Below are 1,769 nucleotides of genomic sequence, written 5' to 3' on the forward strand. Positions count from 1 at the left end.
CAGCAGGTTGCGGGTGCGGCTGGCCAGGTTGGGGCCCAGCACCGCGCCCACCAGGCCACCGGCCAGCACCAGCGACACGGCTTTTTCGCGGAAGTCCGGCGCCGCCAGTTCGGCCGCGGCGAAGCGGTAGAGCTGGCCGTTGGCGCTGTAGTAACCGGCGATCACCGTGGCGCTCACCAGCAGCCAGAAGTTGTGGTGCATCGCGGCCCAGTAGCACAGCAGGGCCGAGCCGAGCGCGACCAGCAGACCGATCTGGAACGAGGCCTTGCGGCCGAAGGCGCTCTGCGTGCGCGCCACCAGCGCGGTGGACAGTGCGCCACCGACCACGTAGCCCATCACGGGCAGGGTCGCCATCCAGCCCAGCGGGGCCAGGCTCAGGCCGACCAGGCCGTTGATGGCGATGAAGACCACGTTGTTGGTCAGGAACAGGCCTTGCGCGGCGGCCAGCAGCCAGAGGTTTTTATTCATAAGTTGCTGTTTATATCCTGCCGTGGTGGCCGCTGCAGCGGTCGGCGGGCGAGCGCGCGGGCAGATGTCATGCAATCGACACAATTGCCATCGAAATCGAGGCAGTTGAAGGCCGGATTGCCGCCTTTTGGACTGTACGAAGCTCAAGATGGGCCAGCGGGCGCCGACATCCAACGGAAACGACCGGGATGTCCCGGGTCAATCACTTTCCGAAAGATTTCACATGTCCTGGCTTTCCCGACTGTCTGTGCGCGCCAAACTGGGCCTGTTGGTGGCGGTGTTTTCGGCCGGCATGGTGCTGGTCACCGTGCTGAGCTTCTGGGGCCTGAACCAGGCGGTGGCGGCCAGCCAGTCGATGGTGGCAGGCGAGATGCAGGCCGTGCAGTGGCTGGGTGACACGCGCGCGGCCGTGGGCAACGCGCGCCGGTTCGAGAAGGACCTGTTCCTCAACCTGGCCGAAGAGGACAAGCTCAAGGCGTACCAGCAGTCCTGGGCCGCGGAGCTGGACAAGCTCAACGCCACGCTGGAGCGCCTCAAGCCCCTGCTCGACACGGAACAGCAGGCGTCGGCGGACCAGATGTCGGCCGCGGTCGGCCGCTACCGCCAGACGGTGCAGGGCATCGTCCAGCGCATCGAGATCGGCGAGATCAACGACCCCTGGGCGGCCAACAAGGCGCTGGAGCCGGCCAAGGGCGAAATCCGTGCCGCCGACGAGGCGCTGACCCGCATCGGTGCGTCCGTCACCCGGCGGGTCGATGCGACCTCGCAGGCGCTGGTGGACTTACACCGCCTGGTGGTGCTGCGCACACTGACCATCGCGCTGGTGGCGCTGGGCAGTGCCATCTGGCTGGGCTGGATCATCGCCCGGCACGTCACCGGCCCGCTGCAGCAGGCCGCGCGGGCCATCGAGCGCGTGGCACAAGGCGACTTGAGCGAGCGGGTGCACAACCTCGGTCAGGATGAAATCGCCCGCGTGATGCAAGGCATTGACGCGATGCAGTCCGCGCTGGTGCGGGTGGTCACCCAGATCCGGCAGAGCGTGGACACCGTGGTGCACGCCAGCGAGGAAATCGCCAGTGGGAACCAGGATCTGTCCAACCGCACAGAAGCGGCTGCCAGCAGCCTGCAGGAAACGGCGGCGAGCATGGAAGAGCTCAACAGCACGATGCGCCAGAGCGCGGACGCGGCGCGCCAGGCCAGCCAGATGGCGGTGGCCAACGCGGAAGTGGCCGCACGTGGTGGTCAGGTGGTGGGCCAGGTGGTCGCCACCATGGACGAGATCAACCACAGCAGCAAGAAGA

Annotated in this window: 2 protein-coding genes; one reads left to right on the forward strand and one right to left on the reverse strand. The window is 67.0% G+C overall.

Annotation, left to right across the window (positions count from 1 at the left end):
- Window positions 1–468: MFS transporter (locus ACR2JA_RS13270; RefSeq protein WP_434009551.1), on the reverse strand; the 468-nt coding region annotated here is incomplete at its 3' end.
- 223 nt (window positions 469–691) lie between these two features.
- Between ACR2JA_RS13270 and ACR2JA_RS13275 the strand changes: the two genes are divergently transcribed.
- Window positions 692–1,769 (forward strand): methyl-accepting chemotaxis protein (locus ACR2JA_RS13275; protein ID WP_434009552.1); only part of this gene is annotated, 1,078 nt, incomplete at its 3' end.

This window comes from Hydrogenophaga sp. (genome assembly GCF_051007235.1).
Classification (GTDB): Bacteria; Pseudomonadota; Gammaproteobacteria; order Burkholderiales; family Burkholderiaceae_C; genus Hydrogenophaga.